Raw genomic sequence first — 26,037 nt, 5'->3', positions numbered from 1 at the left:
TTTTGCAATCCGTCTTTTTATCCGCGCCTAGTCTTCGAGCAGGCGCGCGGCGGGATTGTCTGCAGCTCCGCCTGTCTGGAAGTACCCAATCACGCTCGACACCGCCCGGTGCTCGGTCAGCTGCATGATCGCTGGCAACGCAACGCCCTGACGGCTCGCCTCGGTCACGAACCCCGAGCGCAGGCTGTGCCCCCCAAAATCCCCCTCCAGCCCTGCCAGGCGCGCCCGCCGCTGCACGATCTCGCCGACCGCGGCGGGGGAGAGGGCAGGGCCCATGCGCTGTTTCCAGAGCCGCCGGAAGATCGCGCCCTCGGTGATCCCGGACGCCTCCAACCAATCCTCCAGTGCCAGCGCGGCCCGATCCAGCACCGGCTTGTCCGGGGTCGAGGACGCGGTAACCCCCGCCTGCTGGGTCTTGCTGTGTTCGAGCCGGTAGATGTAGCCGGTGTCACCGATCCGGCGCAGGTCCCGCATGTCCGCGGCGGCGATTTCACTCCGGCGGCGTCCACCGCTAGCGAACCCGAAGCAGAGGAGGGCGCGATCGCGCAGGCCTTCCAGGCTGTCGTCACAGGTGGCCAGCATGGCCTCCAGCTCAGTCAGGGTGATCGCGGTCTTCTTACGGGGGCGCTCGCCGCGCTTGACCGCCGCCCGGGCAGCGCGGCTCAGCACGGTCCGGATCGCTGGCTGCTCGCAGGGATTCGGGACCTGCTTGAGCCGGTGCGCCGTGGACAGGACCGCAACCCGGTGCCGGACCGTGGCCAGCGTCCACGGGCCTGGCTTGGCTTTGAGACCGGCGGCCACCAGCGCCTTGTCGACGGCCAGCGGCAGTTCCCACGCCAGGTCACCATCGGCAGATCGCCGCTGGACGTGGTCGACCACGAACTGCAGCACGGCCGCTTCCGAAACCGGGAGTGCCAGTTCGACGCCGTAGCGCGCCGCATGCCAGCCGGCCCAGTAGCGCAAGGCCGTGGCGTAACTGCGGGTCGTGTTCTCGGCGGCCGCTTCGGCCAACAGCTCGCGCACGGCATCGGCGGCCTGTTCGGCGAGCTGGTCGGGGAGGACCATGCCAGACGCCGGTTGCACGAGGACCGGAAGTGCGTGATTATCATTCATAATATGTAGTATCCACTACGGTATAGACCGTATACACGCGATAATCATCACTTATCACCAGTACGGAATCAACAGAGTAGGGCGACCGAGTAGGAGGCACTTCCATGGCCCGAGGCATCACCGAATCCGACGTGCACACCGCTGCCGACGAGATCGTCGGCTTGGGCGAACGGCCGACTGTGGAGCGCGTCCGTGCGCACTTAGGTACCGGCTCGCCGAACACGGTTACGCGGTGGCTGGAAACTTGGTGGCAAGGACTCGGAAGGCGGCTGGACGCGCATCACCGCAGCGTCGCCGTTCCAGACGCCCCAGATGCGGTCGCGCGCTTGGCGAGCGAATTGTGGGCGTCGGCTATGAGGCACGCTCAAAGCATTGCGGACGATGCGTTGAGGGCTGACCGCGCAGCTCTGGGGCGTGAGATCCAAGCGCTTGAAAGTGATCGCGAGGCCTTTCTGGCGGAAGCTGCCACTTTGCGGGAACAGGTGGCGGCCGCAGGCCACAAGGCGGAGCTGGCTACCACCCGGGCCGCAGAGCTCCAGCGCTTGGTCGACAGGCTTGAGGAGCAGGTTGAAGAAGTCGGCCGCCAGCGCGATGCGGCCGTCGCCCACGCAGCAGACGGCGTAAGCACCCGCGACGCCCTGGAGGCCAGGGTCCGCTCGTTGCAGGATGCCGCCCTGGCTGAACGCGAGTCACTCGGTCAGCATGTCCGTGCGGTGGAGGATCGAGCCCTCAAAGAGATCGACCGAGCTCGTCAGGAGACAAAGGAACTGCAAGGGAGACTGACGGCCGCCGTGCGCCAATCGGCTGCTGCCGAGAAGTCGCTACGTGAACTGATCGACCAGGCGAACACCAAGGCGGTTGAAGCTTCTCGCGAGGCCTCGGCGCAACGGGCCCGCGCGGACGCGCTTGAGGGTCAGCTGGGCGTGCTGCGGGATCTGCCCGCGGCGCTCAGAGCGGCATTCCCCCAGGCTGCCCCTGGGTCCGCGGCTCGGAAGTCGCGCAGCCGGAGCAAAGTTGCGCCCTCGAAGCAGACCAAAGCTACGAAGCAATCCAGCCAGCCGGCACGCCGGCGTCGTGCGAAAGTGGCCGATTGATCTATTCTCAAGGTGTCGGGGCGCGACATCGTATCGGAGCACGACACGGTTAAGGGGGGCAAGGCGCTCGAATCGGCTACGACAAAGGTCACTGCATGGAGGCTCTATGTCATTGATCTACATGGGAGTGATTGTCGGACGACGACATGGTTACGGGTCACGTCATGGTTAAGGAGCAGACGACAGAGTTTGGGTAGCACCGACAGCAGGTTCCAGTAGTAGCCCAGCCGCGTTGACATAATGTGCATTATGCGAAATTAAGGATGGGTGCGGAGGGCGATATCTGCTGCGCCCCATCGCCGCTGGTTTCCAGGGTTGCCAGCTCCCCTGACGGCCTGTCGCATGGTGTTCCCGCTCGACGGTGGGCCCTTGGGGCATGCAGCGGCACGGCTTCCCCCGATGGCTTTGCGATGCGGTTCGGACAGTCCTGGCGTTCTGCACAGCCGTCCGGGCACGGTTGGCGCGTATCGAAACCGGTGGGCTCGTCGGCCGCAGCCAGCTGGAAGCGCGGCTGCTCCGCTGTGCGGCCGCGTCCACGAAAGCCTGGCGCATGGGCCCAGCATGCGCGGCTCACTTCGCCTCGGCTGCCCACTGCTCCGCGTCCGCACCGGCCGGGATGTAGAGCGGCGCGGCCGGATCGGTCGCCGCGCGCCAGACCGCTTCGGCGACGTCCCGGGAACGCGTCCCTGGGCCGACGGAGTTGGCCATGCGGGCGATGGTGTGCTGCATGAACTGGCCGTACACCGGGTCGTCGAAACCGCGCAGGCCGCTCCGCGCGGACTCGCGGAAGCGGGTCTCGCCGGAGGATCCGGGCAGGACCAGGTGCGCGCGCAGGCCGAACTGGGCGATCTCGGCGGCCAGCGATTCGGTGGTGGCGTTCACCGCCGCCTTGGAGGCGCGGTAGGCGCCGCTCAGCGGCAGCGGCTTGTAGATCGCGCTGGAGGTCACGTTGATGATGACGCCCGACCCGCGCTCGCGCATCTCGGGAGCACGGCCTGGGCCATGGCGATGGTGCCGAAGATATTGGTCTCGAACAGGCCCCGAACGGTCTCCATGTCCATCAGCTCGAACGGCGCCGGGCGCCGAAGCCGGCGTTGTTGACGAGCACATCGACCTCCCCTGCCCCGGCGACCGCGGCCTGGATGCCCTGCGGGTCGGCGACATCCAGCGGAATCACCCACAGGTTCGGGGAGGCCGGCAGCAGGTCATCGCGCGGGGTGCGCATGGTGGCGACGACGCGCCAGTCCCGTTCCAGGAAGTAACGGGCGGTGTCCAGCCCGAAGCCGGAGGAGCAGCCGGTGATCAGTACGGTCTTCATGCGGGGTCTCGCGAGTGGTGGGCGAGTCACCAAGGTATGCGACGGAGCCCGTACTGCCTACAATCGAAAGTCCTTTTTCCGTTTGCAGGGGTCCGGCAATAGTCGATCCACTGGCGGAGATCGTCCTGCTCCTCAAGCCCACCGCCCGCTTTTCCAAGCAGGTGGTCGGCGCCGGGCCGTGGCGGGTCAGCCGTTCGGATGGCGGGGACCCGTTCTATTGCGTCGTCATCGAGGGCGGCTGCCGGCTGATGCTCGAAGGTAGCGACACGGTGGTCCTGCAGGCCGGGGATTTCGTGCTGGTCCCGGCCGCCTACGGCGTCACCATGTCCAGCGTGCACGAGGTGGACTCCACGACCCACTCGATTCCGGTCGAACTGGACAAGGGCTTCTACCGCATCGGGGTGCAGCACGGACCGACCGACATGCGCATCCTGGCCGGGCATTGCAGCTTCGATTCGCCAGACGCGGCCCTGCTGGTCCCGCTGATGCCGCAGCTGATCCATATCCGCGGTGAGCACCGGCTGGCCACGCTGGTGCGCATGCTGGGCGAGGAGTCGCGCGACAGCAGGCCCGCGCGCGACCTCGTGCTGGCGCGCCTGCTGGACGTGCTGTTCATCGAGGCGCTGCGTTCGGCCAGCGGATCGGGCGTGGACCGCGGCCTGGTCCAGGCGCTGTCGGATCCGCGCCTGGCCGCGGCGATCCGGGCGATGCATGCGGAACCTGCACGAGGCTGGACCATCAACGAGCTGGCCAGGGAAGCCGCCCTCTCCCGCTCCGCCTTCTTCGACCGCTTCAACCGGGTGATGGGCATGCCGCCGATGGAGTACCTGCTGGCCTGGCGCATGGCGCTGGCCAGGGACCTCCTGCGGCACGGCGACATCGGCATAGCCGAGGTCGCCCAGCGCGTGGGCTACAGTTCGGCCAGCACCTTCAGCGTCGCTTTCTCGCGGCATGTCGGGAGTCCGCCGGCGCGCTACGCGCGCAGCGCCGGAGCTGGTTTGCAGGAGCAGGAAGAGACACATCTGGACCCGTTCGAGGCAAGCCGGAAAGAGCGGACGGAAGGCGCTTCCGCGTTGGGCGTCTGAGCCGGGAACAGTTCCCCCAGTCAGGCGGTGTCCGGTTCTCGCGTCTGCCTGCAGCTAGAACTTGCAGGCGGCCTGCACTTCCTTGTCGAGGGCACGGCGGTACTCGATCGACGGGCGTGGGCCGGCTTCGTACAGCAGCCGGTCCCGGCGGGCCTTCGCGTCCCGGCATTGGCTGCCGCCGGTTACCGGGATCACGCCGCCCTGGGAGGCGCTGCGACCGGCGGCCGGCACACGTACTGCCTGCGCAGGCCTGGCCTGGCGTTCGTAGGACGCGATGCGGGCATTGGCCTCGGCCGCCGACATCCGGTCCCGATCATTCGGGTTCCCGGTGCCATCGAACTCGCGTCGCCATTCCTCGGCCGTGGTCGGGCATGGCGAAGAGGAGTACGCCACCTTGCCGGTGACCGGATGCGTGCACTTGTTGATGGCCTGGCCGAAGGCCGGCCCCATTGCCAGCAAGGTGACGAACAGACTGGACGCAGCAAGCCTGCAGGATGCCATGGTCTCTCCTTGACCGTGGGTGGTTCTCCTGGGGCGGATGCTAGCAAACCGCTGCGCGCCGTCCACACTGCTGCGAGGGCGTGCGGGCCGGGCGCGGGCACACCACCCCGCGGCCCCTCGATGTCGTCCAGGCTGCAAGGCGTGCGTTGCTGAAAGGCTCACCGTGGACCTCGAGGATCCGGCTGCCGGGCGCGAGCCGCGCCTGGAAGGCCGGTCCCTCCCAGGACACGGCGCGGACCACGCCGTTGCCGTTCACCTTCAGTCCCAGCGAGTAGGAGAGATCGGTGATGCCTTCCTCCGCCTCGTGCTGGCGGAAGGTGGCCGTCGGCGTCTCGGCGTATGCCAGCGCCCAGCCGTGCTGGCGCAGTCCGGCCAGGGTGTCGAATTCGCCGTGGCCGTCGATCCAGCCACGCAGGTAGGTGCTCCAGTCGCCGGGAACGATGGACTCGAGCGCGTCGCACAGGCTGTCGAAGGTGTACGTCCTCGCCGGTGCATCGGCAGCCGCCCCCGCGAAGAAGGCGCGCGCGAAATCGTCGATGCCTTTGGCTCCCTCGCTGAGCTCGCGCAGCCGTGCATCCACGGCCAGCCAGAGCATCACGCCTTCCGGGTAGTAGTCCTTGCGCCGCTGCCAGTCCTGCCAGGGGACCGGCTTGCGCAGCATGAAGGCCGGATAGTTCACGTCGTCGGACAGGCTCCGCCAGGTGCGCCCGGGCCGGGCGGAGACCAGCACGGCGTCGAGGGCCAGCTGGTCCAGCGTCTCCTGGTGGTTGCGGAGCCCGGCACGCGCGGCGAGGATCCGCGCCCAGAACTCGCTCTGTCCCTCGTAGGCCCAGAGCAGGCTGCCGCCTTGCGGGCTGTTCGGCGTGGGCGTCCACAGGTCGGCGGGCACGCGGTAGAGGCCGTTCCAGGCATGGACCAGCTCGTGGGCGATGATGTCTCGTCCGTTGAGCTGGCTGGCCCAGTCGCTGAAGTAACCGGTGGGCAACGACAGCTCGCTGGAGCTGCGATGCTCGCTGCCGCCGTTTGCGGCGTCGTCCTCCATCCGCGCGAGGAAGCGGTAACGGCGGAACGGTGGCGGACCGAACACCGCAGCGGTCTCGTCGAGGAGCCGCTGCAATGCAGCCATCTGGCCCGGCGGTATCGCGAGGTCCGACGCGCGGGCGGCCATCAGGTCGAAGCTCGCTGCTTCCGCGCCGGGGAAGTCCAGCGCGACCTGCGTGATGTGACGCGCCGCGTAGAGCGGCGAATCGAGCAGCGTCTCCAGCGGGGTGTCCGGGAGCACCACGACCCCGCCCTGCCCCGCGGCCGCATCCAGTGCCGAGACCGCCTGCAACCCGGGAGGCAGTGCCACGCTCGCACGCACCGGCAGGTTCCGCGCGTACCAGCCTGCCGGGTACACCACCAGGCGCTGCCATGGCACCACGACCAGGTCCGGGGCCAGCACGTCGGCGCCGGCCACGACCTGGTACTTCGCCTCGATCGTCCGTGCACCGGCCGGGATATCGAGATGGAAGGCATGCGGCTCGACCGGATCGCGCCGCCAGCGCAGCGGCTGCCCGTCGACCGACACCACCAGCCCGGCGAGATCGGTCACCGTGAGGCTGGGACCATGGCTGCTGGTCTCCCAGCGCGGATACAGCAGCGTGACCGTCCCCGGCTGCTGCACCGGCAGGCGCAGGCGGACGTTGAACAGCATCCTGTCCACGTCGGTCGCATCGACATCGAGCTCGATGACCCCGGCGAAGCCGCGGTCCACGGGAGCCGGTATCGGCGCGGCCTCGAGCTGCTGGACCGGCCATTCCGGAGCCTTTGCATGACCGGCGCCGACGGCGACCGACATCGACAACGCGGCGACGAGCGCGCCGGACCGTTTCCACCTCGGGGCGATCAGGGTCATGGGCCCATCATGCTTCAGCCGCGCCCGCGCAGGAAGCGAACAACGGCCCATGACGATCACGACCCGTCGGTCGCATGCGCACGCTCCGGTTCCCCGCGAACACGGCTGGCACTGCGCGATGGGCTCAGTCCGCGGCCGCTGCCAGCCACCCCAGCAGCCGCGACAGCGTGATCACGTCCTGCCGGTTGTGCACCAGCACCCGCCGCAGCAGTGCGCTGCCGCCACCACGGATGTAGCCCAGCCATGCCGCCGGCGCTTCCGAACCCGGCAGGTCGTCCTCGCGCACGATCTTCAGCACATGGCGTTCGATGGTGGCCAGGCGGCAGTTCTCGTAGACGCCGCGGTAGCTGCGGCGGGTCGGGTACAGCAGGTCGACGTGGCGCAGGCCGGGCAGCGGACTGGTGCGCCGGGCCAGCCGGTAGCGGGTGTTGAGCAGCGGCGCGTCGTAGCACTTGCCGTTGTAGCTGCACAGGACGGTGTGCGGCTGCAGCCAGCCGGCGAAGGCGTCGAGCATGTCCCGCTCGGCGCCCATGCTCGCCAGGGTGAGCTGGCGGATGCGCAGGCGCGGGCCGCACCAGTCGGCTGCGCCGATCATGAATGCGCGGGTACCGGTGCCACCGGCCAGGCCGGTGCTTTCGGTGTCGAAGAACAGCACGTCGCCGGTCGCGACCGGTTCGCCCCGGTCGAAGCTTCCGTCGAGTACCGGCGGCACCTCCGGATCCGGCAGGAACTCTTCGACGAAGAACAGGCCGGGCGCGATCTCGGTGCCGGGAAGGCTGCGGTCGCCGCGGACCACGGGCTCCGGCCCGCGGCCACGCACGCGCAGCAGGCTGCGCAAGTGGTCCAGCGAGAGGTCCGCTCCGGTTGCCTGCGCCGGCCGCGGCGGGCGCGCTGGTGCCGCGCCGGCCTGGCGTTTGAGCTGCTGCAGCTTGGCCAGGGAAACGCTCACGCAGCCTCCAGCGCGGCCAGCACGCGCAGCGCCAGGGCACGCGGTGTGGTTTCGGCATCTTCCTGCGTGGCCGACACAGGCCGGGCAGCCACCCTTGCAGCCGCAGGCTTCGACCAGTTCGCGGGCGCGCTTGACCAGTTCGCGCTGGCGGTGCCACAGCGGCTCGCTCTGGCCCATGCCGCCGGGATAGTTGTCGTAGAGGTAGACCGTGGGCAGGAAGCTGTCGTGGCGGTCCGGGTCGACGGCGCTGCCATCCAGCCCGCGCAGCTGTCCCCTGCCCCGCCCGTCGGCGGTGGCGGACCAGGCACCGTCGCCGCTGCCGACCGCCTTCTGCAGGTCGGCCGAATCGGCCATGACCGCGACCTTGGCCACCACGTGCAGCGCGTAGCCGGCGCCGAGATCGGTACCACCTTGGCGATCGTCACCACGTAGTTGATCGCCGCGGCCTGCTTCACCCCGCGCAGGATCATGAAGTGGAACAGCCAAATGCCCACCGAGGCGACCAGGATGGCGACCACCGTGTTGCCGTCGCCGAACACCGGGAAGAAGGCGCCGAGGGTGGACTTGATCAGTACCCAGTAGGACACGTTGCCGATGCAGCTGCCCATCCAGTAGCCGAACGCGGACAGGAAGCCGGGGTAGTCGCCGTAGCCTTCCCGCGCGTAGGCGAACACGCCGGCGTCCAGGTCCGGCTTGCGCTCGGCGAGGAACTGGAACACCCGCGCCAGCATGAACATGCCGGTGCCGGCGATCACCCAGGCGATCAGCGCACCCAGCGGGCCGGTGGCGCCGGCGAAGGTACTCGGGAGGGCGAAGATGCCGGCACCGACCATGCTGCCGACGACCATCGCGGTGAGGTGGAGCCTGGAGATCTTGATATCGGATGCCATGGCTCGCTCCGCTGCCCCGCCCGCACCGGGGCTGGCCGGGGACCATGCTGCTTCGCCCGCCTGTTATGGGCGCATGAAAGGTCGCGCGCCCGTCGGCGCCGCTTCCGGCCCTGGATGGCGAGGCCGGGGGGCCGGGAGCTCTCCGGATTGCAGAACCAGGGAATCAGCAATTTCACTTTATATCAATTACGTATGTCGACAACTTGAAGTGATGCGAGCAGAGCTGGCGACCCTTGACCCTTGAGCAAGGTCCAGGGTCGACAATAGGGCTCCCTCTCCATTGGTGCCGCCATGAACATCGGCCAGCTTGCCCGGCAGACCCGGGTCGCCATCGACACCATCCGCTACTACGAACGCGAGCAGGTGCTCCCGCCTCCGCGCCGCGCCGCCAACGGCTACCGCGAATACGGACCGGACGACGTGCGCCGGCTGCGCTTCATCCGCCGCGCCAAGGAGCTGGGCTTCGGCCTGGACGAGATCCGCGGCCTGCTCGCCCTCAGCGACAACCGCAGCGGCGACATGGCGGCGGTCCGCACCACGGCGTGGGAGAAACTGCAGCTGATCGAGCAGCGCATCGAGGAGCTGCAGCGCGTCCGCAACGCGCTGCAGGAACTGGTCGCGGCCTGCCCCGGGCACGGCTCGCTGAGCGAGTGCCCGATCATGTCCGCCCTGGCCGGAGAGCGCGAATGAACGGCCACGACGCAGCCCCCTCCCCCGCCCGCAGCTGCTGCTGCCAGCACGGCGCTCCGAAGGGCCACGAGGCAGCCGCGGCCGCGCATGCTGCCCCGCCGTCCGGGCGCCGCGAGATCGACCCGGTCTGCGGGATGAGCGTGGACCCGGAACGCACTCCGCACCATGTCGCGCATCGTGGCCGCACTTGGTACTTCTGCGCGGCGCGCTGCCGCGAACGTTTCCTGGCCGACCCGGCGCGCTACACCGGCGAGAAGCCGGCGCCAACGCCGGAACCGGCGCCCGCCGGCACGCTGTACACCTGTCCGATGGATCCGGAAATCGTGCGCGATGGCCCCGGGACCTGCCCGGTCTGCGGCATGGCGCTGGAGCCGATGATGCCCTCGCTCGACGAAGGCGAGAATCCGGAACGCACCGACTTCCGCCGCCGCTTCATCGTCTCGCTGCCGCTGACCGCGGCGACCATGCTGCTGGCGATGTGGGGACACCAGCTGCTGCCCGGCGTGGGCGCGGCGACGCGCAGCTGGATCGAGCTGGTCCTGGCCACGCCGGTGGTGCTGTGGTGCGGCTGGCCGTTCCTGCAGCGCTGGGCCACGTCGCTGGCCACGCGCACCCCGAACATGTGGACGCTGATCGGCACCGGCGTGCTGGCCGCGTACGGCTACAGCGTCGTCGCCACGCTGGCGCCGAGCTGGTTCCCGGCCGCCTTCCACGAGCATGGCCGCGCCGGCGTCTACTTCGAGGCGGCCGCGACCATCGTCTCGCTCACCCTGCTCGGGCAGCTGCTGGAACTGGGCGCGCGCTCGCGCACCTCCTCGGCGCTGCGCGAGCTGCTGGAGCTGGCGCCGGCCACCGCGCGCCGGCTGCGCGACGACGGCAGCGAGGAGGACGTGTCCGTGGCCGAGCTGCGGCCCGGCGACCGCCTGCGCGTGCGCCCCGGCGAGAAGGTGCCGGTCGACGCGGTGGTCCTGGAGGGCCGCTCGCACGTGGACGAATCCATGCTCAGCGGCGAACCGATGCCGGTGGCGAAGGCACCGGGCGATGCCGTGGTCGGCGCGACCCTCAACGGCACCGGCGCGCTGGTGGTGCGCGCGACCCGGGTCGGCGCGGATACGGTGCTGGCCCGCATCGTGCAGCTGGTGGCGCAGGCGCAGCGTTCGCGCGCGCCGATGCAGAAGCTGGCCGACCGGGTGGCGCGCTGGTTCGTGCTGGGCGTGGCCGTCGTGGCCGTGGCCAGCCTGCTGGCCTGGGGCCTGTTCGGACCGGACCCGGCCTGGAGCCGCGCCATCCTCAGCGCCGTCTCGGTCCTGATCATCGCCTGCCCGTGTGCGCTGGGCTTAGCCACGCCGATGTCGGTGATGGTGGCCACCGGCCGCGCCGCGCGGCTGGGCGTGCTGTTCCGCGACGCCGAGGCGCTCGAACGCCTGCAGCAGGTGGACACCGTGGTGGTCGACAAGACCGGTACCCTCACCGAAGGCCGCCCCGCGTTCCGAGAACTCGTCGTTATCGCAGCGCACGCGGAAGACCGCGTGCTGCAACTGGCCGCCAGCCTGGAGGCCGGCAGCGAGCATCCGTTGGCGATCGCGATCGTCGCCGAGGCCCGACGCCGCGGCATCGCCCTGCTGCCGACACAGGAGTTCGAAGCGGATACCGGTGCCGGCGTGCGTGGCCGGGTCGATGGAAGCGCGCTGTTGCTCGGCTCGGCGGCGTTGATGCAGGAGGCACGCGTCGACGTGCAGTCCCTGCAGGCCCGCGCTGAAGCGCTGCGCAGCGAAGGCGCCAGCGTCGTGTTCCTGGCGATCGACGGCGCAGCGGCGGGCCTGCTCGCGGTCGCCGACACGATCAAGGAGACCACGGCCGCGGCCCTTGCACGCCTCCACGCGGCCGGCCTGCGCATCATCGTTGCCAGCGGCGACGGCGAGGCCACGGTGCGCTGGACCGCCGCGCGCTTGGGCATCGACGAGGCTCACGGCGAGATGACCCCGGCCGCCAAGGTCGAACTGGTTTCGCGCCTGCAGCGCGAAGGCCGGCGCGTGGCGATGGCCGGCGACGGCATCAACGACGCGCCCGCGCTGGCCGCGGCGGACGTCGGCATCGCCATGGGCACCGGCACCGACGTGGCCATGTCCAGCGCCCAGGTCACCCTGGTGCGTGGCGACCTGCGCGGCATCGCCGACGCCATCGGGGTCTCGCGCGCGACCGTGCGCAACATGCGCCAGAACCTGGGCTTCGCCCTGTTCTACAACGCGCTTGGCGTGCCGGTCGCGGCGGGCGTGCTGTACCCGTTCACCGGCCTGGTGATGTCGCCGATGCTGGCGGCGCTGGCAATGAGCCTCAGCTCGGTCTCGGTGGTCGGCAACGCGCTGCGCCTGCGCTTGCGCCCGGTTGCCCGGGGATGAGCGCCGCGGTGCGACCGGGCCGGCCACGCAATCGAAGCGGGCCGCCACTTCCTGCGTACGTGATGACACGGCGCGGATGTTCCGGCGCAGGAACACGAAGGGCCGCCTTCCGGCGGCCCTTCGTGTATGCAGTTGGCGTCCCCACGGGGATTCGAACCCCGGTCGCTACCGTGAAAGGGTAGTGTCCTAGGCCTCTAGACGATGGGGACTTGGAACTGTCGCAACTCGCGTCGGGTGACGAAGAGTTTGGTGGAGCCAGCCGGGATCGAACCGGCGACCTCTTGCATGCCATGCAAGCGCTCTCCCAGCTGAGCTATGGCCCCACGAAGCTGAGGCGCGAGATTGTATAGGAAGCCGGGGTCAGGAAAACAGGGGGTCCATCAGGTGCCAGTTACCGGACCGGGCGTGGCTCGACCTTTGGCATGTGCGTCGCACTCGACCTTTGGCATGTGCGTCGCACGGGCGATCGATCAATCCGACCTGTGCTCCGCGTGCCGATGATGCACCACCGATACACCTGGCGCAGAAACACCGAGGGCCGCCTTGCGGCAGCCCTCGGTGGTGTAGATGGCGTCCCCACGGGGATTCGAACCCCGGTCGCTACCGTGAAAGGGTAATGTCCTAGGCCTCTAGACGATGGGGACTTGGAACTGTCGCAACTCGCGTCGGGTGACGAAGAGTTTGGTGGAGCCAGCCGGGATCGAACCGGCGACCTCTTGCATGCCATGCAAGCGCTCTCCCAGCTGAGCTATGGCCCCACGAAGCTGAGGAGCGAAATTGTATTCAGGCTTTCCGCCCCGCGCAAGCCTTCCGTGAAAGATTTTTCAGGAAGCCGTCCGCGGCACTCAGTCCGTCAGCGGCCGCAGGGCCGGGTCCAGCGCCACCCGCTCGTCGAACACGAAGCAGCGGCCGTCGTAGCCGAGCCCGCCGACCTGCTCGAAGTAACCCAGGATCCCGCCGTCCAGCTGCAGCACGTTGTCCATGCCGTCCTGGCGCATCCACAGTGCGGCCTTCTCGCAGCGGATGCCGCCGGTACAGAAGCTGACCACGGTGGCGTCGCGCAGCGCCTCGCGGTGCGGTTCCAGGGCGGCTGGCAACTCGGTGAAGCGCGTGATCGGCAGGGTCAGCGCGCCGGCGAAGGTGCCGTACTCCACTTCCTGCGCGTTGCGGGTGTCGAGCAGCACCACCGGCCTGCCCTGGTCGTCGCGGCCACCCTGCCCCAGCCAGCGCGCGAGGGTCGGCGGGTTCACCACGGGGGCGCGCTCGCCGGTGGCCAGCGGCGTGGCCTGCGGACGGCGGAAGCTGATGATCTCCGGCTTCACCTTCACCCGCAGCCGGCCGAACGGGGCGCGGCGGCTGTGGCTGTATTTGGCCTGCAGGCCTTCCACGCCCGGGAGCCCGGCGAGCATCTTCATGAACTTGCGCAGGAGCGGTTCCTCGCCGGCGAGGAACAGGTTGAGCCCCTCCGGGGCAACCAGGACGGTGCCCTTCAGGGCGGCTGCGGTGGCGGCCTCACGCAGGGTGCGGGCCAGCTCCGTCGGATCGTCCACGGCGAAGAAGTGGTAAGCGGCAACGTTCAGCATCCGCCTATTGTAGGCGGCCGGCCGCGGCGCGACGGTTCAGCGCAGCAGCAGCCAGGGCAGCGCAAGCATCAGCGCGATGATGGCGATCATCGCCAGCAGTCGCGGCACGACGTAGCCGGGGCGCTCGCGCAGCAGGTCGAGGAAGCCGGGCTGGCCGTGTTCGCGCAGCTCCGCGCGGACGCGCTCGCGGCGCGCCTGCTGGTACTCGTCGAGGAGGCGACGCGCCTCGGGATAGGCAGCGGGATCGCGCAGCCACAGGCCGCCGGCGGAGATGCCCCAGGGCCCGGGGCGGGTTTCGTACCAGTCCATGCCGTGCCGGGTCAGCAGGGCGCGGACCTCGTCGGCCTCGTCCTCGGGCACGTTGCGCAGGGGGAACAGCAGCCTCGCCATGCGCGCATGATACGGCGGCCGGCAAGGCCGCATCGGTTACCCTTGCCGCCCGCGTCTTCTCTCCCCGCCCGCCATGCGCCGCCTGACCGTCCTGCTGCTGTCGTCCTTCCTGTTCCTGGCCGGGTGCGCCGGCGAACCGGGCATTCCGCCCGGCGGCAGCGTCGCCGAACTGCAGCGGATCGACGAGCAGGTCGGCGATGGCGCGATCGCCACCAGCGGCAGCGACGTCACCGTGCACTACACCGGCTGGTTGTACGACGAGAGCGCGCCGGACCGGCGCGGCCGCAAGTTCGACAGTTCGCGCGACCGCGGCGAACCGTTCACCTTCCTGCTCGGCGCCGGCCAGGTGATCCGCGGCTGGGACGACGGCGTGGCGGGCATGCGCGTGGGCGGCAAGCGCACCCTGCTCATCCCCTCCGATTACGCCTACGGCCGCCGCGGCGCCGGCCGGGTGATCCCGCCCAACGCATCGCTGGTGTTCGAGGTCGAGCTGCTGGACGTCAAGCCGCGCTGAGCCGGCCATGTCTCCTGCAACCGCACTCCCCGGCCTGGCCGTCGTCGGCGGTGGCCCGGCCGGCCTGATGGCCGCCGAAACCGCGCGCGCTTCCGGCCTGGAAGTGGACCTGTTCGAGGCCAAGGGCTCGGTCGGGCGCAAGTTCCTGATCGCCGGCAAGGGCGGCCTCAACCTGACCCACGCCGAACCCATGCCCGGCTTCGCCCGGCGCTATGGCGTGCGCGAGGCCGAGGTCGCCGCCTGGCTGCGCGACTTCGGCGCGGACGACCTGCGCGAGTGGGCGCGCGGCCTGGGCGTGGATACCTACGTCGGCACTTCCGACCGCGTGTTCCCGCTGGACCGCAAGGCCGCCCCGCTGCTGCGCGGCTGGGTGCGCCGGCTCAAGGACCAGGGCGTGCGCTTCCATGTGCAGCACCGCTGGCTGGGCTTGGATGAAGACGGCGCGCTGCGCTTCGCCACGCCGGAGGGCGAACGCGCCTTCCGCGCCGGCGCCACCGTGCTGGCATTGGGCGGCGGCAGCTGGCCGCAGCTCGGTTCCGATGGCGCCTGGGTCCCGGCGCTGCAGGCACAGGGGGTGGACGTGGCGCCGCTGGTCCCGTCCAACTGCGGCTTCGACATCGGCTGGAGCGCGCACTTCGCCCAGCGCCACGCCGGCGCACCGCTCAAGCCGGTGGTCGCGCACTGGCGCGATGCCGACGGCCGCGAACATGCGCTGCAGGGCGAATGCGTGGCCACCGCCACCGGGATCGAGGGCAGCCTGATCTATGCACTGTCGGTGCCGCTGCGCGAGGCGATCGCCCGCGACGGCCGGGCGCGGCTTTGGCTGGACCTGGTGCCGGGCCGCGAGGCCGGCCGCCTGCGCCGCGACCTGGCGCGTGCGCGCAACGGTCGCAGCCTGGGCGAGCATCTGCGGCGCCATGCCGGCGTGAGCGGGGTCAAGGCCGCACTGCTGCGCGAGGCGCTCGATCCCTCCGCATTGGCCGACATGGACCGCGTGGCCGACGCACTCAAGCGTTTGCCGCTGGTGCTGCGGCGGCCGCGCCCGCTCGAGGAGGCCATCAGCAGCGGCGGGGGCGTGCGCCTGGAAGCGCTGGACGAGAGCCTGATGCTGGCCGCCCTGCCCGGCGTGTTCTGCGCCGGCGAGATGCTGGACTGGGAAGCCCCGACCGGCGGCTATCTGCTCACCGCCTGCTTCGCCAGCGGCCGCCGCGCGGGGCTGGCTGCCGCGCAGCGGCTGCGGCGGTGCGGCTGACCGGGCGGTCAAGCGGCCCGCAGCGGCCAGCGACCGAGCACGCGGTACACCGTGCCGGCGGCGTCGCGCTGGCTGTGCACCAAGGCGAAGTCGGCCGCGGGCCAGCCCACTGGCGGAATCGCCCGCGCCGGGAAACGGATGCTGGCGCGTCGGCGCAGCGTCGCGTGCGGCACGAAGGGACTGGTGGACGGCAGCCGGATCCGCTGCCGGACCAGCGCCGTCGCCAAGCGATCGTACAGGGCATGCAGATCCGGCGGCGGGGCGGCGCAGCGCAGCACCCAGACCGCTTCGCCGCGGCCGAAACAATCGGCCATGTCCAGGCGCGCAACGAAGGGCGCCTGGCGCACCGACGCGGCCGCGGCACGGGCGGCGTCCACCGTCAGTTCCGGCAACTGCGGCCATTCCCCCAGCCAATGCAGGGTCAGGTGCAGCCGTTCGTCCGGCACGCCCGGGCCACGCTGCGGCGGCAGGCCGGCCTCCAGCGCGCGTTGCGCGGCCCGCAGGGCCTGGACCGTGGCTGCGTCGGGCAGCAGGGCCAGGAACAGGCTGTGGTGCCCGGCGGGCGTTCCGAACAGGTCCTCGGCCATCCCGGACATCGCTCCCCCCGTGCTAGACCGTGGTCGTGACCACGATCTCGACCTTCCACTCGGGCCGGGCCAGCCGGGCTTCCGCCGTGGCACGCGGCGGCGCGTGGCCGGGCGCCCCCCAGGCGTCCCACGCCTCGTTCATGCCCGCGATGTCGGCGATGTCGGCCAGGAAGACCTGCGCACGCAGGATCCGGGTCTTGTCGGCGCCGGCACGGGGGCCGCGGCCGATGGCGGCGAAGGAATGGCGGCGGCAGCGGCGGCGAGTGCGCCGAGCTTCAACAGGTCGCGACGTAGGGGCATGGCGGTCCCCGGAGGACGACGGGGCCGCCGCCCATGGCGGCGTTCTCCCCGGTCGCACTTTCATAGCACCCCGCTGTCTGCGCCGCCCATGACGAAAGCCGGGGGCCGGACCGGCACACCGGGCCGCGGCAAACGGAATGGTCCAGGGCAATCCCCACTACCTGGGCCAGGCCGGCGTGGTCTCCGAGATCCGCGCGCCGCTGCTGGCGGCGGTGCGCTCGGCGATGCTGTGGCGGCAGGTGGGCGGCAGCCAGTGGCAGTTCCTGCTCGGGCGGCGGCCCATGCTCGAGGCGATCGGGCGGCAGTTGCGCTGAGCCGCGGCTAAAGCCCCTCGGCGGGCGGCCGATACTGCGGACGTGGTTCCGCAGAGATCGCCCATGGACTCCCGCTTGCTCTTCCGCATGGCCGCACCGCTGGTGCTGACCCTCCTGGCTCCCATCGCCGTCGGCTTCGACTGGCCCGCTCCGGTGCGCTGGGCGATCCTGACCACGCTGACCCTGAGCTGGTTCGGTTTCGCCGCCTGGCTGTTGCTGCGCGGCGTCCCGGCGCCGCGCTCGGCCGAGCACCTGCGGGTGGTCCGCGAGCAGGAGCAACTGCTCGCGGACCTGCGCAGCTTCGTCGGCAAGGAGATCGAGGGCTCGCGCCACGAGATCGACCGTGCCCGCGAACTGATCCGCCAGGCGGTGGCGGGGCTGGGCGGCAGTTTCGAGGCGATGAACCGCAAGTCGCGCCTGCAGAGCCAGGCCATGGCCCGGATCGTCGCCGACCAGGACGGCGCCGGCGGGGTGGACGTGGCCCGCTTCGCCCAGCACGCCAGCCAGCGCATGGAACAGCTGGTGGAGGCGCTGGAGCAGGTGGCCGGCCAGAGCACGACCACGGTGCAGCACATCGACCAGATGGCCCAGCACCTGGACGGCATCTTCGCGCTGCTGGAGGACGTGAAATCCATCGCCGACCAGACCAACCTGCTGGCGTTGAACGCGGCCATCGAGGCCGCCCGCGCCGGCGAGGCCGGGCGCGGCTTCGCGGTCGTTGCCGACGAGGTGCGCAACCTGTCCGAACGCTCGACCACCTTCAACGAGCAGATCCGCAAGCTGGCCCACAGCTCCAAGGACGCCATCGCCAAGGTGCGCGAGACGGTGTCGCAGATGGCCTCGCGCGACCTGGACCGTTCGCGCGAGGCGCGCGCCGAGGCCGCGGCCATGCTGCAGAACGTGGCCGCGATCAACGCCTCGCTGGGCGAAGGGATGCGCGAGATATCCGAGTGCGGCCGCGCCATCGACGGCAGCGTCGCCGAAGCGGTGCGCGCCTTGCAGTTCGAGGACATCGCCACCCAGGCGCTGGGCGGGGCCCACGTGCACCTGGACCGGCTGGACGCGATCAACCGCGAGGCGCTGGCCCTGCAGGACCTGCTCCACCGCAGCAACGGGGCCAGCGACGAGGAACTGCTGCGCGCGCTGCAGCGGCTGGGCCAGCGCCTGCGCGACCTGTGCGGGGAATGGGAGCAGCCGCCGCACAAGCCGGTGACGCAGCAGACCATGAGCGCGGGCACCGTGGAACTGTTCTGACTCCCGTGTCTGCGGCCGGCCCCGGACATCGCCCGCCCCTTCCCGGCCCCGGCGCCCGTCCCGGGGCCGCGCCGTGTGCGGAACCGGCATCGGGCACAGGCCCGGGCGCCGAGGCGGTCTCCGTGCCGGCGCTGGCGCGCCTGGAGACGCTGGCCCTGCGTGAGTTGGAGACGCTGCGGCAGACCGCGCCCGTCCCCTGCGGGGTGGACCCGGTCGACGCCTGCATCGGCTGGGACCTGGCGTCGCCGGGCCTGGCCGCGAGCGGTGCCCGGCAGGGCGATTGAGGGCGTCGGCCGCCGCCGTGGCCGGCGCGGCGTCAGTGCGAGGAAGCGCGGGACTTCAGCCCCTGCCAGGCGGCCCCGCCCAGGGGCGCGCCGGCCTCGTTGGCCGCGCGCAGCCACTGCGCCAGTTCGCGCGGCGGCAGCGGCCGCGTGTGCAGGTAGCCCTGGACTTCGTCGCATCCCCACGCGCGCAGCTGGGCCTGTTCCTCCGCGGTTTCCACCCCTTCGGCCACCACCCGCATGCCCAGCGCATGGCCGAGGTGGATGATGGCCTGGGTGACCTCCCCGGCGCTGGCGTCGCGGAGCATGTCGGAGATGAAGCTGCGGTCGATCTTCAGCCGCTGAACCGGGAAGCGGTTGAGGTAATGCAGGTTGGAGAAACCGGTGCCGAAATCGTCCACGGCCAGCTGCACGCCGTGCCGTTCCAGCACCTGGAAGCACTGCCGCAGGCCCTCGCTGTCCAGGATCAGCGACGACTCGGTCAGCTCCAGCTCCAGGCGCCCGGGCGGCCAGCCGGCGCGCTGGCACAGCGCCACCACGCGGTCGCCGAAGCCGCGGTCGCGCAGCTGCACGCCCGAGACGTTGACCGCGATGCGGCCGAAGTTCAGGCCCGCCGCGTGCCAGGCCACGGCCTGGCGGCAAGCCTCGCTGATGACCCAGTCGCCGAGCCGGACGATCTCGCCGCATTCCTCTGCGATGGGGATGAACTCGCTCGGATGGCAGGGACCGCCGGGCCAGTGCCAGCGCAGCAGCGCCTCGATGCCCGGCGGCTGGCCGTCGCGGACTCCGACCTGCGGCTGGTAGACCAGGGTGAATTCCTCGCGCTCCAGTGCGCCGCGCAGCGCGTACTCGATCTCCATCCGCCGCCGGGTGCGGCGCTGGATCTCGTCGTTGTGGACCTGCCAGCCGTTGCGGCCGCGCTCGCGCGCCACGCGCAGCGCGGCGTGGGCCGCGCGCAGCAGCTCGTCGAAGGCCTGGCCGTCGCGGCCCAGCAGCGCGATGCCGACGCTGGCGCCCACCTTGAGGTTGTCGTTTCCGAACGCCAGCGGCTCGGACAGGACCGCGATCAGCCGCCGTGCCGCGGTCTCGGCCTCGGCCGCGCGGGCCGGGCCGCGCAGCGCCACCAGGAACTCGTCCCCGCCCAAGCGTCCGAACAGGTCCTCGGCCTTCAGGGTGTGGTGCATGCGCCCGGCCGCGGCCTTGAGCATGGCGTCGCCGGCGGCGTGCCCGAAGGAATCGTTGATGCTCTTGAAGCCGTCCAGGTCCACCAGCAGCAGCGCCAGGCCCGGTTCGGCGCCGCCGCGTTCGGCGGCGATGGCCTGCTCGGCCTGCTCGCGCAGCAGATAGCGATTGGGCAGCCCGGTCAGCAGGTCGTAGTGCGAGAGCAGTTCGATGCGCTCGCTGGTCTCGCGCTCGCGGCTGATGTCGCGGAACAGCGCCACGAAGCGCGGCGGCATGCCGTCGCGGCCGCCGTCCAGTTCCACCAGCACCTGCACCCATACCCGCTGGCCGTCGCGGCGGTAGAAGCACAGTTCCAGCTGCTCGCGCGGGCCGCCTCCGGCCAGCCGCGCCAGCGCCGCCTCGAACGCTTCGCGCGACTCGGGCGTGTACAGGGCCAGTGCGTCGTCCAGCGCCAGCAGGCCCGGCGGCAGGCCGTGGATCCGGCAGCACTCCTCGGTCCACTGCACCTGCCGGCTGTCCGGCTCGATCTCGCAGCCGCCGATGTGGCCCAGCGCCGACACCCGCTCCAGCAGTTCGGTGCGCCAGCGCAGCAGCGCATCGGCGTGCCGCTGCGCGGTCACGTCCTGGACCTGGCCGACCACGCCCACGATGTGGCCCGCCGCGTCCAGCTGCGGACGGGCCCAGGCCTGCAGGTGCAGCGGCCGGCCCTGGACGTCGCGCAGCTCCAGGTCGAAGCCCACCGACCGGCCGTCGGCCCGCATCCGCCGCCAGGCGCGGCGGAGCGCGGCCGCGGCCGGGCGCGGCAGCTGCCGCAGCCAGGCGCGGGCCGAGTCCTTCGGCCGCGGCGCCTGGCCGGCCAGGCGATAGAGTTCCCGCGGCCACCAGCCGGTGTCGGTACGCGGATCCCACGACCAGGGCACCATGCCGGCGATGCGTTGCACTTCCTCCAGCAGCGCCTGCTGCCGGCGCAGGCGCTCTTCCAACTGCTTCTGCGCGTCGATCGCGGTATGGGTGCCGACCATGCGCAGCGGCCGGCCGTCGGCCGACCAGGCCACGACCCGGCCGCTGTCGCGCACCCAGCGCCAGCTTCCGTCGCACTGGCGCAGCCGGTGTTCGCACACGTAGACGTCGGTGCGGCCCTCCAGGTGCGCGCGCACGCTCTCGCGCACCCGCTCCAGGTCATCGGGGTGGACCAGGGACAGCGCCGCCTCCAGGCCGCCGCCGGCCACGTCCTCGGCGGTGTAGCCGAGCATGGCCAGCCAGCTGTCCGAGCGGAAGATGCGGTTGGCGCCGATGTCCCAGTCCCAGAGGCCGTGGCCGGCGCTGTCCAGCGCCACCTGCCAGCGGCTGGCGCCTTCCGGGTCGGGAATGCTCAGGGTGTAGGCCAGCACGCCCCCGTCCGGATCGCGCACCGCGCGCAGCCAGCCGTCGAGCCGGCGGCCGGGCCCCGGGAGGCTGCAGGCGACGGCGTGCAGGGCGCCGGCGGCCAACTGCTGCCGCAGGTCCTGCAACAGCATCGCGTACGTCCCCGCCGCCTCCGGCAGCGCCAGCGCCTGTGCGGCCGGGTTGGCGGCCAGCACCCGGCCGTCGCGGTCCAGCACCAGCAAGGCGCTGCCTATGGGGTGTTGCAACAGGCTGGCGATTGCACCTGGATCCACGCCGGGCTTGCTCCTGACCGACCCCGTCCATCGGAGCCCTCGAGGCGTTAGCGGCGCACCGGGCCGATTGTTGAGCCTGCGGGAGGCGCGGCGCCGCCTGATATGCTCTGCGGGGTGACGTTTGCCCAGGGGGACTCGATGCGCGAGGTGGGATCCGGAGCGCGCCGGCGCGCAACCGCGGCCGACGATGCGCCCGGCCCGGGCCGCGCTCGGCTCCGGGCCATCGCCTGGGGCATGCCGGCGCTGTACCTGATCACGGGGGCGGCATGGATCGCCGCCAGCGACCGCGCGGCGGCCTGGTGGGCCGGGGGGGACGCCGCCGTCCTGGCCCGGCTCCAGGGCTACAAGGACGGTGTGTGGATCCTGGCCACGGCCCTCCTGCTCGGCCTGCTGCTGCGGCCGCTGGTCCGCGGCCTGCGCGACTGGCGGCAGCGCGCCCTGGACTGGAGGGCGCGCCATCGCGAACTGTTCCACGCCCATCCGGTCCCCATGTGGACCTACGACCCGGACACGGCTCGCATCGCCGAGGCCAACCCGGCCGCCGGCGCACTGCTGGGGTGGCCGTGCGAGGCGCTACGCGGCATGGACATGGGCGCGCTGTGGCAACCGGAGGCGGGAGGCGCCGCCGCGCTGGCGCCGGAAGGCGGGCCCGGGCGCCTGCGCCTGCGCGACGGCAGCGTGCGCGAAGTGGAACTGCGCAGCGTCGCGCTGGCCGGCGACGACGGCCGGCTGCGCCTGGCGGTGCTGCACGACCGCAGCGGCGAGGTCCACGCCCGACACGCCCTGGAGCAGGCGCGGCAGCTGCTGGACGAGCGCGAGCAACAGCTCCGCGAGCTCGTGCGCATGGTCCCCGACGGGCTGCTGCTCCTGGCCGGCCAGCGCGTGGCCTGGGCCAACCCGGCCTGCGCGGCGCTGTTCGGCCGGCCGGCCGAGGCGCTCGAGGGACAACCGCTCTCGGCGCTGGCGACGGGCAAGGACCTGCCTGCGCTGCAGCGGTGGCTGGACGGCGGGCCGCTGCCGGACGGCGTGGCCCGAATGCGGCGCAGCGACGGCAGCGTCTTTCGCGCTGCGCTGGCCTGTGGCCGGGCGCCGCACGATGGCGGCCCGGCGAGGCTGCTGCTGGTGCGGGACCTGAGCGAGCCGGAACGGATGCGCGAGGCCCTGGTCGCCGGCAACCAGGAACTGCAGGCCATGGCACGGCGGCTGTTCTCCGCGCAGGAGGACGAGCGCCGCGCGATCTCGCGCGAGCTGCACGACGACATCGGCCAGGCGATCACCGCGATGAAGCTGTCGGCGCACGCGGCCATGGCCGAGGAGGACGGCGAGCGCCTCCGCGAGGACCTGCAGGACATCGCCGCCACCGCCGACGCCACCCTGGAGAAGCTGCGCAACCTGTCGATGCTGCTGCGCCCGCCGCAACTGGACGCGCTAGGCCTGGAGGCGGCGCTGCGCTGGCACGCGGGGATCCTGTTCCGCAGCACCGCGGTGGCGCTGGAGCTGGACATCCGGTCGCTGCCGCGGCGCCCGGAACGCGAGGTGGAACAGGCCTGCTTCCGCATCGCGCAGGAGGCGCTGACCAACGCGCTGCGCCATGCCGGCGCCCGGGCCATCGTCCTGGCACTGCGCGACCAGGACGGCCGGTCCCTGTGCCTGGTCGTGGACGACGACGGCTGCGGCTTCGAGCCGGCGCGCGCGCGCGGGCTGGGCCTGGCGATCATGCGCGAGCGCGCGCAGAGCGCCGGCGGACGCCTGCAGATCGACACCGGTCCCGGCCAGGGCACCCGGATCCGGCTGCAACTGCCCTACGGGGCGCAAGCGGAGGCGGGGTGAGCATGTCCGCGCTGCCATCCGATGCCGGCCCCAGCCCCGGCCGCCTGGGCGCCGGGCATCCGCTGCTGCAGGCGATGGTCGAGGCCGCCATCGGCGACGGCCCGCCGCTGATGCTGCTGCACCTGGACATCGACCACTTCGCCTCGGTCAACGAGAACATGAGCGTGGCCGTGGGCGACCAGGCGCTGGAGTTGCTGGCGCGGCGCCTGGACGTGCTGCTGCACGGGCGCGGCCGGGTGTGGCGCCACGGCAGCGACGAGTTCGTGGCCGCCATCCCGTTGCTCCCCGGAATGCCGGCCCCGGAGGTCCTGGCCGAGGAACTGCTGGCCGAGGCTGAGCTGCCGCTGAGCGTGCTGCCCTACACCCTGTTCCTCAGCGCCAAGGCCGGCATCAGCCTGTGTCCCCTCCATGGGTGCAGCGCCGACGCCCTGCTGCGCATGGCCGAGATCGCCGCGCGCCAGGCCAGCCACGGCGGCGAGCGCATCCAGTTCTACGGCGGGCAGAGCCTGGAGAACGTCCACAACGAGAGCGTCATCGCGCGGCAGATCGTGGACGCGATCCCGAACGGCGAGCTGCGCCTGCGCTTCCAGCCGGAAATCAGCGCCCGCGACGGCCGCGTGGTCGGCATGGAGGCGCTGCTGCGCTGGCAGTCGCCGACCCTCGGGCTGATGGTGCCCGAGCGCTTCATGCCCACGGCCGAGCGGCTGGGCGTGGTGGTGCAGATCGGCGCCTGGGTGCTGGAAAGCGCCATCGCCCAGCTGCGGCAGTGGCGCGCGGCCGGCTTCGACGACCTGTTCCTGGCGGTGAACGTCTCCACCTTGCAGCTGCTGCGGCCCGGCTTCACCGCTGAGGTGCTGGAACTGCTGCGCCAGGCCGGCATTCCGCCCAAGTGCCTGGTGCTGGAGATCAACGAAAACGCCCTGGCCGGCAACGTGACCCCGATCCACGAAAGCCTGGCGGCCCTGCGCCGCGAGGGGGTGGGCCTGGTGCTGGACAACTTCGGCACCGGCGACTCCAGCCTCAGCGCGCTGGTGCGCTACCCGGTGGACATGCTCAAGGTGGACCGCAGCTTCATCCGCACCGCGCCGGCGGCCGAGCGCGAGACGGCCATCGTCCGCGCCATCATCGCCATGGGCCACCAGCTCGACATGAAGGTGATCGCCAACGGCGTGGAGAGCGAGGCGCAGCTGGGCTACCTGCGGCGCAGCGACTGCGACGTCTTCCAGGGCTACCTGTTCGGCGAGCCGATGCCCGCCGAGGCGGCCGGCACCGCCCTGCGCCGCCGCTATCTGCGCCCGGAGCTGTTCGCCGCCGGCAAGCAGGACCTCACCCTGCTGCTGGTGGACGACGAGGAGAACGTGCTGCGCTCGCTGGTGCGGCTGTTCCGCCGCGACGGCTACCGCATCCTGGCGGCCGGCAACGTGCGCGACGCCTTCGATCTGCTGGCCACCAACGAGGTGCAGGTCATCCTTTCCGACCAGCGCATGTCGGACATGAGCGGCACCGAGTTCCTGGGCCGGGTGAAGATGCTCTACCCGGACACGGTGCGCATGGTGCTGTCCGGCTACACCGACCTGGCCACGGTAACCGACGCCATCAACCGCGGCGCGATCTACCGTTTCCTGACCAAGCCCTGGAACGAGGACGAGCTGCGCGAGCACATCCGCCAGGCGTTCCGCACCCATGCCGAGCGCCGACCGCTGCGCGGTGACGCGGCGGGCTGAGGCTCAGGCCGCGGCCTTCGGCTGGCGCACCGGCAGCACGATGCGGAAGCGCGAGCCCTCGCCCAGCCGGCTGTCCACGTCGATGCGGCCGTGGTGCTTGGCGACGATGCCGTAGGAGATGGACAGACCCAGCCCGGTACCCTTGCCCACCGGCTTGGTGGTGAAGAACGGATCGAAGATCCGCTGCAGGGCGTCGGGCGGGATGCCCGGGCCGCTGTCGCTCACCTCCACCCAGACCTCGTCGCCCTCGTGCCCGGTGCTCACGCGGATGGTGCCGCGCTCGCCGATGGCCTGGCCGGCGTTGATCAGGACGTTCATGAACACCTGGTTGAGTTCCGAGGGCAGGCACTCGACCAGCGGCAGCTCGCCGTACGACTTCTCCAGCGTGGTCCTGTACTTGAGCTCGTTCCAGATGATGTTGAGGGTCGACTCGAGCCCGGCGTGCAGGTCCACCAGCTTCCACGACTCGTCGCGGTCGGAACGGGAGAAGTCCTTCAGGTCGCGCACGATGCGGGTGACGCGCTCGATGCCCTCGCGCGACTCGGTCATCAGCTGCGGCAGGTCGCGGCTGATGAAGTCGATGTCCAGCCGCGCGCGGGTCTGGTCGATCTCCGGGAGCATGGCCCGCGGGTCCGGCGAGCGCAGCGCGCGCTCGTAGGCGTCGATCAGCGCGAACAGGCTGTGCAGGTACTCCTGCAGGCTGCCCAGGTTGGAGTGCACGTAGCCGATCGGATTGTTGATCTCGTGGGCCACGCCCGCCGCCAGCTGGCCGATCGAGGCCAGCTTCTCGGCCTGCAGCAGCTTCTCCTGCGCCGCGGTCAGGCGCACGTTCAGCTCGGCGTGGCGGCGCAGCAGTTCCTGGTCGTGGGCGCGGATCAGGCGCATGTCCTGCATCAGCACCAGGTAGCAGCCGCCCTCTTCCTCGGCGTGGTAGGCGTGCACCAGCAGCATGCGCTGCTCGCCGAAGGACAGATGCCCGCTCCAGCGGCCGTGCTCGCGGGCGTGCGGCAGGGCCTCGCGCGGCAGCAGGCCGTCCAGCGACAGGCCCTGCTCCAGGTCGCGCGGGTAACAGGCGCGGCACAGTTCGCGGGCGGCATCGTTGGCGTACAGGCGCCGGCCGTCGGCGCCGAACAGCAGCACGCCTTCCCGCAGGCGCCGGCCGAGGGCTTCGAGGATGCGGAGGGAAGGCGCGGGGCCTTCGTTGGGAGTGTTCACGGGGCTGGGCCGTCGAA

At 71.3% G+C, this 26,037-nt stretch carries 19 protein-coding genes, 4 tRNA genes and 5 pseudogenes; 11 read left to right on the top strand and 17 right to left on the bottom strand.

Translation table 11 applies throughout. The features are described 5' to 3' along the window. Positions 1–27: 27 nt before the first annotated feature. Positions 28–1,065 carry a site-specific integrase gene (locus PSEJ35_RS0106660; RefSeq protein WP_037082612.1) on the bottom strand — a complete coding sequence of 346 codons (1,038 nt, stop codon included), beginning with the start codon at positions 1,063–1,065 and terminating at the stop codon, positions 28–30. A gap of 152 nt (positions 1,066–1,217) precedes the next feature. Between PSEJ35_RS0106660 and PSEJ35_RS15630 the strand changes: the two genes are divergently transcribed. After that, positions 1,218–2,207: a DNA-binding protein gene (locus tag PSEJ35_RS15630; protein ID WP_051412556.1), complete on the top strand. Its 990-nt coding sequence runs from the start codon at positions 1,218–1,220 to the stop codon at positions 2,205–2,207. Positions 2,208–2,777: 570 nt separating this feature from the next. Here the strand turns inward: PSEJ35_RS15630 and PSEJ35_RS15625 are convergent. Continuing rightward, positions 2,778–3,525: pseudogene (locus tag PSEJ35_RS15625) on the bottom strand (SDR family oxidoreductase). Positions 3,526–3,623: 98 nt separating this feature from the next. On the opposite strand from PSEJ35_RS15625, the gene PSEJ35_RS0106645 reads away from it, so the two are divergent. Then, complete coding sequence (locus PSEJ35_RS0106645; protein WP_028917107.1) at positions 3,624–4,610, top strand: AraC family transcriptional regulator; 987 nt, start codon at positions 3,624–3,626, stop codon at positions 4,608–4,610. 54 nt (positions 4,611–4,664) lie between these two features. Here the strand turns inward: PSEJ35_RS0106645 and PSEJ35_RS0106640 are convergent, their stop codons facing one another. The 5 genes and pseudogenes from PSEJ35_RS0106640 to PSEJ35_RS15610 form a co-directional block, all read right to left on the bottom strand. Further along, entirely contained in the window at positions 4,665–5,111 is a 447-nt protein-coding gene (locus PSEJ35_RS0106640) for a hypothetical protein (RefSeq protein WP_156924746.1), read from the bottom strand. 40 nt (positions 5,112–5,151) lie between these two features. Beyond that, the gene (locus PSEJ35_RS15620; protein ID WP_051412555.1) at positions 5,152–7,008 is read right to left on the bottom strand and encodes a M61 family metallopeptidase; all 1,857 of its coding nucleotides are present in this window, start codon (positions 7,006–7,008) and stop codon (positions 5,152–5,154) included. Between the two features lie 124 nt (positions 7,009–7,132). After that, complete coding sequence (locus PSEJ35_RS15615; protein ID WP_037082611.1) at positions 7,133–7,957, bottom strand: ribonuclease H-like domain-containing protein; 825 nt, start codon at positions 7,955–7,957, stop codon at positions 7,133–7,135. After that, positions 7,954–8,356: pseudogene (locus PSEJ35_RS16880) on the bottom strand (DUF1998 domain-containing protein); the annotation flags it as partial. The pseudogene PSEJ35_RS16880 and the gene PSEJ35_RS15615, both read right to left, overlap by 4 nt. Before the next feature lie 32 nt (positions 8,357–8,388). Then, positions 8,389–8,790 (bottom strand): annotated as a pseudogene (locus PSEJ35_RS15610) (amino acid permease); the annotation flags it as partial. 348 nt (positions 8,791–9,138) lie between these two features. Here PSEJ35_RS15610 and PSEJ35_RS0106620 point away from each other — a divergent pair. Together PSEJ35_RS0106620 and PSEJ35_RS15605 are read left to right on the top strand one after the other, a co-directional pair. Further along, entirely contained in the window at positions 9,139–9,537 is a 399-nt protein-coding gene (locus PSEJ35_RS0106620; protein ID WP_028917104.1) for a heavy metal-responsive transcriptional regulator, read from the top strand. A gap of 116 nt (positions 9,538–9,653) precedes the next feature. After that, the gene (locus tag PSEJ35_RS15605; RefSeq protein ID WP_051412564.1) at positions 9,654–11,936 is read left to right on the top strand and encodes a heavy metal translocating P-type ATPase; all 2,283 of its coding nucleotides are present in this window, start codon (positions 9,654–9,656) and stop codon (positions 11,934–11,936) included. A gap of 133 nt (positions 11,937–12,069) precedes the next feature. Here the strand turns inward: PSEJ35_RS15605 and PSEJ35_RS0106610 are convergent. The 6 genes from PSEJ35_RS0106610 to PSEJ35_RS0106585 all read right to left on the bottom strand — a co-directional run bounded on the left by PSEJ35_RS0106610 (position 12,070) and on the right by PSEJ35_RS0106585 (position 13,909). After that, positions 12,070–12,145 (bottom strand) — tRNA-Glu (locus PSEJ35_RS0106610). 38 nt (positions 12,146–12,183) lie between these two features. Next, positions 12,184–12,259 (bottom strand) — tRNA-Ala (locus PSEJ35_RS0106605). 245 nt (positions 12,260–12,504) lie between these two features. Next, positions 12,505–12,580, bottom strand: a tRNA-Glu gene (locus PSEJ35_RS0106600). Between the two features lie 38 nt (positions 12,581–12,618). After that, positions 12,619–12,694 (bottom strand) — tRNA-Ala (locus tag PSEJ35_RS0106595). An 87-nt stretch (positions 12,695–12,781) separates the two neighbouring features. Continuing rightward, on the bottom strand, positions 12,782–13,519 hold the full coding sequence (locus PSEJ35_RS0106590) for a sulfurtransferase (protein WP_028917103.1): 738 nt from the start codon (positions 13,517–13,519) through the stop codon (positions 12,782–12,784). A 36-nt stretch (positions 13,520–13,555) separates the two neighbouring features. Continuing rightward, positions 13,556–13,909: a DUF6164 family protein gene (locus PSEJ35_RS0106585; protein ID WP_028917102.1), complete on the bottom strand. Its 354-nt coding sequence runs from the start codon at positions 13,907–13,909 to the stop codon at positions 13,556–13,558. Positions 13,910–13,982: 73 nt separating this feature from the next. Between PSEJ35_RS0106585 and PSEJ35_RS0106580 the strand changes: the two genes are divergently transcribed. Then, positions 13,983–14,423 (top strand): FKBP-type peptidyl-prolyl cis-trans isomerase, encoded by a 441-nt coding sequence (locus tag PSEJ35_RS0106580; protein WP_028917101.1) that lies wholly within the window; start codon positions 13,983–13,985, stop codon positions 14,421–14,423. 7 nt (positions 14,424–14,430) lie between these two features. Continuing rightward, entirely contained in the window at positions 14,431–15,675 is a 1,245-nt protein-coding gene (locus PSEJ35_RS0106575; protein ID WP_028917100.1) for a TIGR03862 family flavoprotein, read from the top strand. Positions 15,676–15,683: 8 nt separating this feature from the next. Here PSEJ35_RS0106575 and PSEJ35_RS16610 read toward each other — a convergent pair whose 3' ends face one another. Next, entirely contained in the window at positions 15,684–16,262 is a 579-nt protein-coding gene (locus tag PSEJ35_RS16610) for a 2'-5' RNA ligase family protein (protein ID WP_051412554.1), read from the bottom strand. 22 nt (positions 16,263–16,284) lie between these two features. Further along, positions 16,285–16,473 (bottom strand): annotated as a pseudogene (locus PSEJ35_RS17180) (Rid family hydrolase); the annotation flags it as partial. Between the two features lie 226 nt (positions 16,474–16,699). Between PSEJ35_RS17180 and PSEJ35_RS16870 the strand changes: the two are divergent. The 3 genes and pseudogenes from PSEJ35_RS16870 to PSEJ35_RS17170 all read left to right on the top strand — a co-directional run. Further along, a pseudogene (locus tag PSEJ35_RS16870) lies at positions 16,700–16,876 on the top strand (DUF489 family protein); the annotation flags it as partial. A 63-nt stretch (positions 16,877–16,939) separates the two neighbouring features. Further along, positions 16,940–18,130 carry a methyl-accepting chemotaxis protein gene (locus PSEJ35_RS0106555; RefSeq protein ID WP_028917099.1) on the top strand — a complete coding sequence of 397 codons (1,191 nt, stop codon included), beginning with the start codon at positions 16,940–16,942 and terminating at the stop codon, positions 18,128–18,130. Positions 18,131–18,252: 122 nt separating this feature from the next. Continuing rightward, positions 18,253–18,414 carry a hypothetical protein gene (locus tag PSEJ35_RS17170; protein ID WP_156924744.1) on the top strand — a complete coding sequence of 54 codons (162 nt, stop codon included), beginning with the start codon at positions 18,253–18,255 and terminating at the stop codon, positions 18,412–18,414. A gap of 32 nt (positions 18,415–18,446) precedes the next feature. Here PSEJ35_RS17170 and PSEJ35_RS15590 read toward each other — a convergent pair whose 3' ends face one another. Beyond that, positions 18,447–21,251, bottom strand: coding sequence for a bifunctional diguanylate cyclase/phosphodiesterase (locus tag PSEJ35_RS15590; RefSeq protein WP_051412553.1), 2,805 nt, complete (start codon positions 21,249–21,251; stop codon positions 18,447–18,449). 234 nt (positions 21,252–21,485) lie between these two features. Here PSEJ35_RS15590 and PSEJ35_RS15585 point away from each other — a divergent pair, with 234 nt between their 5' ends. Then, complete coding sequence (locus tag PSEJ35_RS15585; protein ID WP_051412552.1) at positions 21,486–23,081, top strand: ATP-binding protein; 1,596 nt, start codon at positions 21,486–21,488, stop codon at positions 23,079–23,081. 2 nt (positions 23,082–23,083) lie between these two features. After that, a complete protein-coding gene (locus PSEJ35_RS0106535) occupies positions 23,084–24,805 on the top strand; it encodes an EAL domain-containing protein (protein ID WP_028917098.1) in 1,722 nt (573 codons plus the stop codon). 3 nt (positions 24,806–24,808) lie between these two features. Here the strand turns inward: PSEJ35_RS0106535 and PSEJ35_RS0106530 are convergent, their stop codons facing one another. After that, entirely contained in the window at positions 24,809–25,981 is a 1,173-nt protein-coding gene (locus tag PSEJ35_RS0106530) for an ATP-binding protein (RefSeq protein WP_156924754.1), read from the bottom strand. Between the last annotated feature and the right edge of the window lie 56 nt (positions 25,982–26,037).

Origin of the sequence: Pseudoxanthomonas sp. J35, from assembly GCF_000513995.1 — a bacterium.
Classification (GTDB): domain Bacteria; phylum Pseudomonadota; class Gammaproteobacteria; order Xanthomonadales; family Xanthomonadaceae; genus Pseudoxanthomonas.
Note: the sequence above shows the minus strand (reverse complement) of the source record. Positions and strands in the feature narration are given on the sequence as shown.

Bases quoted from the DNA above. Each gene is read 5' to 3' on its own strand.
- PSEJ35_RS0106660 (WP_037082612.1), bottom strand. From the start codon at position 1,065: ATGGTCCTCCCCGACCAGCTCGCCGAACAGGCCGCCGATGCCGTGCGC.
- PSEJ35_RS15630 (WP_051412556.1), top strand. From the start codon at position 1,218: ATGGCCCGAGGCATCACCGAATCCGACGTGCACACCGCTGCCGACGAG.
- PSEJ35_RS0106640 (WP_156924746.1), bottom strand. From the start codon at position 5,111: ATGGCATCCTGCAGGCTTGCTGCGTCCAGTCTGTTCGTCACCTTGCTG.
- PSEJ35_RS15620 (WP_051412555.1), bottom strand. From the start codon at position 7,008: ATGACCCTGATCGCCCCGAGGTGGAAACGGTCCGGCGCGCTCGTCGCC.
- PSEJ35_RS0106620 (WP_028917104.1), top strand. From the start codon at position 9,139: ATGAACATCGGCCAGCTTGCCCGGCAGACCCGGGTCGCCATCGACACC.
- PSEJ35_RS0106590 (WP_028917103.1), bottom strand. From the start codon at position 13,519: ATGCTGAACGTTGCCGCTTACCACTTCTTCGCCGTGGACGATCCGACG.
- PSEJ35_RS0106585 (WP_028917102.1), bottom strand. From the start codon at position 13,909: ATGGCGAGGCTGCTGTTCCCCCTGCGCAACGTGCCCGAGGACGAGGCC.
- PSEJ35_RS0106580 (WP_028917101.1), top strand. From the start codon at position 13,983: ATGCGCCGCCTGACCGTCCTGCTGCTGTCGTCCTTCCTGTTCCTGGCC.
- PSEJ35_RS0106575 (WP_028917100.1), top strand. From the start codon at position 14,431: ATGTCTCCTGCAACCGCACTCCCCGGCCTGGCCGTCGTCGGCGGTGGC.
- PSEJ35_RS16610 (WP_051412554.1), bottom strand. From the start codon at position 16,262: ATGGCCGAGGACCTGTTCGGAACGCCCGCCGGGCACCACAGCCTGTTC.
- PSEJ35_RS0106555 (WP_028917099.1), top strand. From the start codon at position 16,940: ATGGACTCCCGCTTGCTCTTCCGCATGGCCGCACCGCTGGTGCTGACC.
- PSEJ35_RS15585 (WP_051412552.1), top strand. From the start codon at position 21,486: ATGCCGGCGCTGTACCTGATCACGGGGGCGGCATGGATCGCCGCCAGC.
- PSEJ35_RS0106535 (WP_028917098.1), top strand. From the start codon at position 23,084: ATGTCCGCGCTGCCATCCGATGCCGGCCCCAGCCCCGGCCGCCTGGGC.